This window comes from Micromonospora humi, from assembly GCF_900090105.1.
Classification (GTDB): domain Bacteria; phylum Actinomycetota; class Actinomycetes; order Mycobacteriales; family Micromonosporaceae; genus Micromonospora; species Micromonospora humi.
Window position 1 is genome coordinate 1 of the sequence record NZ_FMDM01000034.1, and the last position, 7,075, is coordinate 7,075.

Annotated in this window: 5 protein-coding genes; 3 read left to right on the plus strand and 2 right to left on the minus strand. The window is 73.0% G+C overall.

The features are described from left to right. Window positions 1-1,133 (plus strand): FG-GAP repeat domain-containing protein (locus tag GA0070213_RS30940; protein WP_139128762.1); only part of this gene is annotated, 1,133 nt, incomplete at its 5' end. A gap of 123 nt (window positions 1,134-1,256) precedes the next feature. Continuing rightward, window positions 1,257-2,885 carry a COG1361 family protein gene (locus tag GA0070213_RS30945; RefSeq protein ID WP_091072759.1) on the plus strand — a complete coding sequence of 543 codons (1,629 nt, stop codon included), beginning with the start codon at window positions 1,257-1,259 and terminating at the stop codon, window positions 2,883-2,885. Between the two features lie 66 nt (window positions 2,886-2,951). Here GA0070213_RS30945 and GA0070213_RS30950 read toward each other — a convergent pair whose 3' ends face one another. Together GA0070213_RS30950 and trmB are read right to left on the minus strand one after the other, a co-directional pair. Continuing rightward, window positions 2,952-5,456: a DEAD/DEAH box helicase gene (locus GA0070213_RS30950; RefSeq protein ID WP_091072763.1), complete on the minus strand. Its 2,505-nt coding sequence runs from the start codon at window positions 5,454-5,456 to the stop codon at window positions 2,952-2,954. 47 nt (window positions 5,457-5,503) lie between these two features. After that, entirely contained in the window at window positions 5,504-6,190 is a 687-nt protein-coding gene (gene trmB / locus GA0070213_RS30955) for a tRNA (guanosine(46)-N7)-methyltransferase TrmB (RefSeq protein WP_091072766.1), read from the minus strand. 89 nt (window positions 6,191-6,279) lie between these two features. Between trmB and GA0070213_RS30960 the strand changes: the two genes are divergently transcribed. Further along, a complete protein-coding gene (locus GA0070213_RS30960) occupies window positions 6,280-6,873 on the plus strand; it encodes a hypothetical protein (protein WP_091072769.1) in 594 nt (197 codons plus the stop codon). Window positions 6,874-7,075: the final 202 nt, after the last annotated feature.

Consider the following 7,075-nt stretch of genomic DNA (forward strand, 5'->3'; position numbering starts at 1 on the left):
CCCGGTTCCTGGCGGACCTGACCGGGGACGGCAAGGCCGACATCGTGGCCTTCGGCGACGCCGGCGTCTACACCGCCCGCAGCCAGGGTGACGGCTCGTTCGCGTTCACGCCGGTGCCGGCACTGGACGACTTCGGCCACGCCGCCGGTGACTGGCGGGTCGAGCGGCACCCGCGCCTGGTCGCGGACGTGACCAGCGCCGGGCACGCCGACCTCGTCGGGTTCGGCGAGGCCGGCGTCCTCGTCGCGGTCAACAGGGGCGACGGCACGTTCGTGCCCCGCCCGCTCTTCGTCATCCCCGGCTTCGGCGCCGGCCCGAGCGGGCCGTTCACCCAGCAGGGACCGTTCCTGCCGGACCCGACCGTCGGCGTCGTGCAGGCCTCCGGCGGGCACGACCGCACGGTGTTCCATGTCGGCGGCGACGCCGCCCTCCGGTTGTGGAAGTGGACCGAGGGGATGCCCGCCTGGCAGCAGCTCGTCCCCGGCGGGGGCGCCGGGCAGGCCCGCCGGTTCTTCGTCGACCCGTACCGGCCGAGCCTGCTCTACCTGCTCGACAGCGACCACGTGCGGCGCTCCGACGACGGCGGCGCGACCTGGCAGGTCGACGCCGACCTGGAACGGATGCTCACCTGCGGCGGCCGGATCGAGGTCGACCGGGGCGAGGACGCCGACGGCCAGGGCGACCACTACGGCGGCATCCTCAACGACATGCAGTTCGACCCGGCCGACCCGGGCCGCCGCTTCGCCGTCGGCCTGGCCGGCGCGTTCACCACCGCCGACGGTACGACGTGGACGCGCCTGCTCGACACCGGCGCGTTGCGGGGCCGGCCGGCGAACTGCTGGTACGACCCGATCTCCGACCCGGCCGACCCGGCGCTCTACGTGTCGTTCGCCGGCCGGAGCATCGTGAAGATCAGCGGGTTCGCGCCGACCGGTGCCGAGCCGATCCCGGCCGTCCCGGCCCGGTTCTCGGACGCACCGGCCGAGCCCCGCCGGGCGCAGGTGCACACCCGCGACGGGCGGGCCGGCACCGCGCAGGCCCGTCCGGACGGACGCGCGTCGGTGACCTTCGACGACGGGCGGTCCGCCGTCGTCGACGCCGACGACCTCACCCCGCCCGACCGCACCGCATGAGGGAGGCGGTGTCGTCGTCGCCGAATTGCCCGAACGGTTGAGGAAGGCCGGACCCCGAGGGACACCCGCATTTCTGATCTTGAATTAGAGTGCGATCTTCCATCCCTCTCTTCCGGAGCAACCATGAGATCCCTCACGGCCCGCTGGCCCCGCCTCGCCGCCGGCGCGGCGCTGCTGGCGACGACCGCGCTCTTCGCCCCGTCGGCCCCGGCGCACGCCGCCGACGAGCTGCCCGACCTGTCCGTCTCCTTCGACCGCGATCCCGTCGCGGAGATCGACAACAGCGGCACCACGATCGGCATGTACGTGTACAACTACGGTCAGGCCGACGCGACGGGGGTGACCGTCACGCTCGACCTGAGCAAGCTCTCGTCCGACGTCGTCCCCTCGGTGTCCGACTGGGACGACACCTGCAAGCTCGCCGGGAAGAAGGTCACCTGCACCGTCGGCCGGCTGGCCGCCGGCCAGGTCGACACCGTCTACCCGCTGTCGCTGGCCAGCCGCACGGGCGCCACCCCCGGTGACGCCGGTTCGGTCAGCGTGACCATCGCCGGTGCCCAGGACGACGCCAACCCCGGCGACGACACGACCACCTTCCCGGTCACGATCGTCGCGTCCGGCCCCGACCTGGTCGCCGCCGCCGACGACCTCAACGACAAGGCTCACCCGGTCGGCGAGGGTGACCGCGTCCCGCTGCGCAGCGGCGTCCTCAACGAGGGCGACAGCCCGGCGACCGACTTCACGATCCGGGTCGACCTGCCCACCGGCGCGACCTTCGTCGAGCGCTACAGCGACTGCACCTACGTCAACTACTACCCGAAGAACGTGGGCCTGCCCTACGTCTACGGCCCGAGCCAGGTCACCTGCACGGTGCCGCTGACCCTCAAGCCGGGCGAGGGCCTGCTGCTCTTCGACGAGGAAGCCGGCACGTCGCTGTTCAACATCACCTTCGGCCGCAACCTGGCCGGCCCGGACGAGAACTGGGCGTCCTTCAGCACCGCCCTGGCCGGCGAGGCGCAGGTGGCGAAGAAGGTCGCGTCGACCAAGGGCTCCGGCCCGTCGTTCGCCGCCGCCGCCGGGAAGCTGCACGCCAAGGCGGTTCGCGCGGGCCTGGCCAAGCGGGCCGTCGTGGAGCGCGAGCTCGACGAGTCGGACAACTACGCCGACTTCCACTTCTGGAGCAAGAAGAACACCCTCGACGTCGCCGTCACCGCGCCGCCCGTCAAGGGCGCCGTCGGGCAGACCGTCGAGCTCGGCTACGAGGTGGTCAACAACGGTCCGTCCGACGGCGGTGGCCCCGGCGTGATCATCACCGCGCCGAGCGGCACGGTGCTGCTGCCCAACGAGTGGTGCTACACCGACGGCCAGCCCGGCAACACGCTGCCGGAGTCGGCGAAGCTGCGCTGCAACTTCGAGAGCGAGTTCCCGAGCGTCGCCTCGGGCTACGGCCGGATCAAGGCCAGCGTCCGAGTGAAGATCAAGTCGACGCCGGGGACCGACGGCACCATCGTGGTCAACGGCGCGACGTCCTCCACCGAGACGAAGCCGGAGAACAACACCGCCCGCATCGTCATCACCACCGGTGACGGTGGCGCGGGCGGCGGCGACGGCGGTTCCGGCGGCGGCCTGCCGGTCACCGGCGCGCCGGCCGCGGCCCTGGCCGGCACCGGCGCCGCCGTGCTCGCGATCGGCGCGGTGCTGTTCGTCGTGTTCCGTCGCCGGCGCCTGGCTTTCCAGGCCCCGCGCGACTGACCGACCGCGTGACACCGCGGGGGCGGGACCGGACCGGTCCCGCCCCCGCGGTGTCGGCGGATCAGATCAGAGCTGGCCGACGTCGGTGACCCGGACGACCGCCGCGCCCACCTCGTCCGAGGCGGCCAGGTCCACCTCGGCGCTGATGCCCCAGTCGTGGTCGCCGTCCGGGTCGTCCAGGATCTGGCGTACGGTCCACCGCTCCCGCCCCTGCTCGATCATCAGCAGCGCCGGCCCGCGCGCGTCCGGCCCCACCCCGATCGAGTCGTACGCGTCGAAGTACGGCTCCAGCGCGTCGGCCCACGCGTCGGCGTGCCAGCCGTCCCCGGCGTCCAGCTCGCCGAGCAGGTCCCAGCGGCGCAGCGCGGCCAGCTCGACGCGGCGGAACAGCGCGTTGCGCACCAGCACCCGGAACGCCCGGGTGTTGCGGGTGACCGCCGGCGGCCGGTCGTCCAGCGAGGCGGCGACCTCGGCCACGTCCGACGGGTTGCGCAGCCGCTCCCACTCGTCGATCAGGCTGGAGTCGACCTGGCGGACCAGTTCGCCCAGCCACTCGATGAGGTCGACCAGTTCCTCGGTCTTGGCGTCCTCCGGCACGGTCTGCCGCAGCGTCTTGTACGCGTCGGCGAGATAGCGCAGCACCAGGCCCTCGGAGCGGGACAGCCCGTAGAACTGGACGTACTCCGGGAAGGTCATGGCCCGCTCGTACATGTCCCGGACCACGGACTTCGGGGCCAGCTCGTGGTCGGCGACCCACGGGTGGCCCTGCCGGTACATCTCGTACGCGCCGGTGAGCAGCTCGGCGAGCGGCTTCGGCCAGGTCACCTCGTCGAGCAGTTCCAGGCGTGCCTCGTACTCGATGCCCTCGGCCTTCATCGCGGCGACCGCCTCGCCGCGCGCCTTGAACTGTTGCGCGGAGAGGATCTGCCGGGGGTTGTCCAGGATCGCCTCGATCACGCTGAGCACGTCGAGCGCGTACGACGGGGACTCCCGGTCGAGCAGCTCGATGGCGGCCAGCGCGAGCGGCGACAGCGGCTGGTTGAGCGCGAAGTCGAGCTGGAGGTCGACGGTGAGGCGCACCCGCCGGCCGGTCTCGTCCGGCTCGGGCAGTTCCTCGACGACGCCGCCGGCGCGCAGCGCCCGGTAGATGGCGATGGCCCGGCGGATGTGCCGGCGCTGGGCGGCCGGGTCCTCGTGGTTGTCGGTGAGCAGGTGCCGCATCGAGGCGAACGCGTCGCCGGGGCGGCCGATCACGTTGAGCAGCATCGAGTGGCTGACCTGGAAGCTGGAGGTGAGCGGCTCCGGTTCCGCCTCGACCAGGCGCTGGAACGTCGGCTCGCCCCAGCCGATGGAGCCCTCCGGCGGCTTCTTCTTGACCACCTTGCGGCGCTTCTTCGGGTCGTCGCCGGCCTTGGCGAGCGCCTTCTCGTTCTCGATCACGTGTTCGGGGGCCTGCACCACGACCCGGCCGATGGTGTCGAACCCGGCCCGCCCGGCCCGGCCGGCGATCTGGTGGAACTCGCGGGCCTTGAGCAGCCGGGTGCGGATGCCGTCGTACTTGCTCAGGCCGGTGAAGAGCACGGTGCGGATCGGCACGTTGATGCCGACGCCGAGCGTGTCGGTGCCGCAGATGACCTTGAGTAGGCCGGCCTGGGCGAGCGTCTCCACCAGCCGGCGGTACTTCGGGAGCATGCCGGCGTGGTGCACGCCGATGCCGTGCCGGACCAGCCGGGACAGCGTCTTGCCGAAGCCGGAGGTGAACCGGAAGTTGCCGATCGCCTGGGCGATCATGTCCTTCTCGGCGCGGGTGCACACGTTCACGCTCATCAGCGCCTGCGCCCGTTCCAGCGCGGCGGCCTGGGTGAAGTGCACCACGTACACCGGGGCCTGCTTGGTCTCCAGCAGCTCTTCCAGGGTCTCGTGCAGCGGCGTGGTGGCGTACGAGAAGAGGAGCGGGACCGGCCGCTCGGCCGAGCGGACGACGGCGGTCGGCCGCCCGGTGCGCCGGGCCAGGTCGTCGACGAAGCGGGTGGTGTCGCCGAGCGTGGCGGACATCAGCACGAACTGGGCCTGCGGCAGCTCGATGATCGGCACCTGCCAGGCCCAGCCGCGGTCCGGCTCGGCGTAGAAGTGGAACTCGTCCATGACCACCTGGCCGACGTCGGCCCGGCGGCCCTCCCGCAGCGCCAGGTTGGCCAGGATCTCGGCGGTGCAGCAGATGATCGGGGCGTCCGCGTTGACGCTGGCGTCACCGGTGAGCATGCCGACGTTCTCCGCGCCGAAGACCTCGCAGAGCGCGAAGAACTTCTCCGACACCAGCGCCTTGATCGGCGCGGTGTAGAAGCTGGTCCGGTCGTCGGCGAGCGCGGCGAAGTGGGCCGCGATCGCCACCAGGCTCTTGCCGGAGCCGGTCGGCGTATTCATGATCACGTTCGCGCCGGAGACGATCTCGATGACCGCCTCCTCCTGGTGCGGATAGAGGTCGAGACCGCGCTCGGACGCCCAGGAGGCGAACGCGTCGTAGAGGGTGTCGGGGTCGGCGGTCTTCGGCAGCGCGGCGGTGAGAGTCATGGCGGCTCCCATCGTGCCTGGATCACACCACGGCGCGCCAACCGGGTTCAGCGCCGCCGGTGGATCAGGTCGAAGACCTCCCGGCCCGCGGTGACCGCGCGCCGCTCGAACTTGGTCACCGGCCGGTGCGCCGGGCGCGGCGCGTAGCCGCCGTGCACGTCCACCAGCTCCGGGTCGGCGGTCAGCGTGACCCGCATCGACTCCGCGTACTCGGCCCAGTCGGTGGCACAGTGCAGCGTGCCGCCCGGGGCCAGCCGGGAGCGCAGCAACGCCACGTGCGCGGGCTGGATGATCCGCCGCTTGTGGTGGCGGGTCTTCGGCCACGGGTCCGGGAAGTAGACGTGCACCGCGTCCAGGCAGCCCTCCGGCATGGCCCGCACCAGGTCCAACGCGTCGCCCTCGGCGACCCGCACGTTGTCCAGCCGGTGCCGTTCCACCAGCTCCAGCAGGTTGGCGATTCCCGGCGTGTGCACCTCGACCGCCAGATAGTGTCGGCTCGGGTCGGCCGCCGCCATGGCGGCGGTGGCGTCGCCCATGCCGGAGCCGATCTCCAGCACCAGCGGCGCCCGCCGTCCGAACAGCGCCGTCGGATCGCACGGCCCGTCGAGGGCGGCGATCTCCAGGCCGTACGCGGGCCAGAGCCGGGTCAGCGCGTCGCGCTGCCGGTCGCTCATCCGCCCGCGTCGCGGATGGAAGGTGCGGATGCGGGTGGTGGGGACGTCGGTGGTGGTCACAGCGACCCGAGCCTACGCGACCGACGCGCCGATCGGATGTGAGGTGCGGCCGGGGGTGAGAGGATTCATCCCGTACGCCGGGAGGGGTCATGGGGTCAGTCAGGGGACGTGCGGCGCTGCTTGCCGCGCTTGCCGCGTGTGCCGCCCCGCTGCTCGGCGCGGCGGCCGTCCAGGCCTCGCCGCGCGCCGCCGAGCCGGTGTCGATACCGGGGCCGGAGGAGCAGCCCGCCGGAGATGTGATCTTCGTGGAGGTCACCCCGAGCACGGTGGAGCCGGGCTTCCTGGTCGGCATCCGGGCCAGTTGCCGTAACAACTCGGTGCCGGCGATCGTGGCCTCCGACGCCTTCGGCCGGATCCAGGTGCAGCCGCAACGGGGCCTGCTCACCGCCTCGCCGATGGTCAACGAGCGCACCCGGCCGGGCAACTACCGGGTCAAGCTGGAATGTCCGGCCGGGGAGACCGCCTCCACCATGCTCCAGGTGGTGAAGCGGTCGCCGCCCACCCGGCCGCCGAGCCACCCGCCCAGCCACTTCCCGAGCCGCGGCCCGGCCACCGGCTTCGGCGGCACCGCCGGCCCCGGTCTCGGCGGCCTGCTGGTGCCGGTCGGGCTGGCGCTGACCGTGGTCGGTGCCGGGCTCGGCGTGGCCGCCTCCCGCCGCAACTCCGGCGCCGCCCGGCGCTGAGGCACACCATGGCCGACTACTCCGCCCCGCCACCCGCCGGCTCCCGGCGCTCCGGCTGGCCCTTCCTCGCCCTGCCCCCACCTGCCGCCCCACCCGCCACCGGGGGACCTCGTCCCGGCCACCGCCCGGCCGCCGCCCCGCCCGCCACCGGGGGGCCTCGTCCCGGCCACCGCCCGGCCGCCGCCCCGCCCGCCACCGGGGG

What these genes read in the sequence shown, in the direction of transcription:
- GA0070213_RS30945 (WP_091072759.1), top strand. Translation starts at nt 1,257, where the DNA reads ATGAGATCCCTCACGGCCCGCTGGCCCCGCCTCGCCGCCGGCGCGGCG.
- GA0070213_RS30950 (WP_091072763.1), bottom strand. Translation starts at nt 5,456, where the DNA reads ATGACTCTCACCGCCGCGCTGCCGAAGACCGCCGACCCCGACACCCTC.
- GA0070213_RS30960 (WP_091072769.1), top strand. Translation starts at nt 6,280, where the DNA reads ATGGGGTCAGTCAGGGGACGTGCGGCGCTGCTTGCCGCGCTTGCCGCG.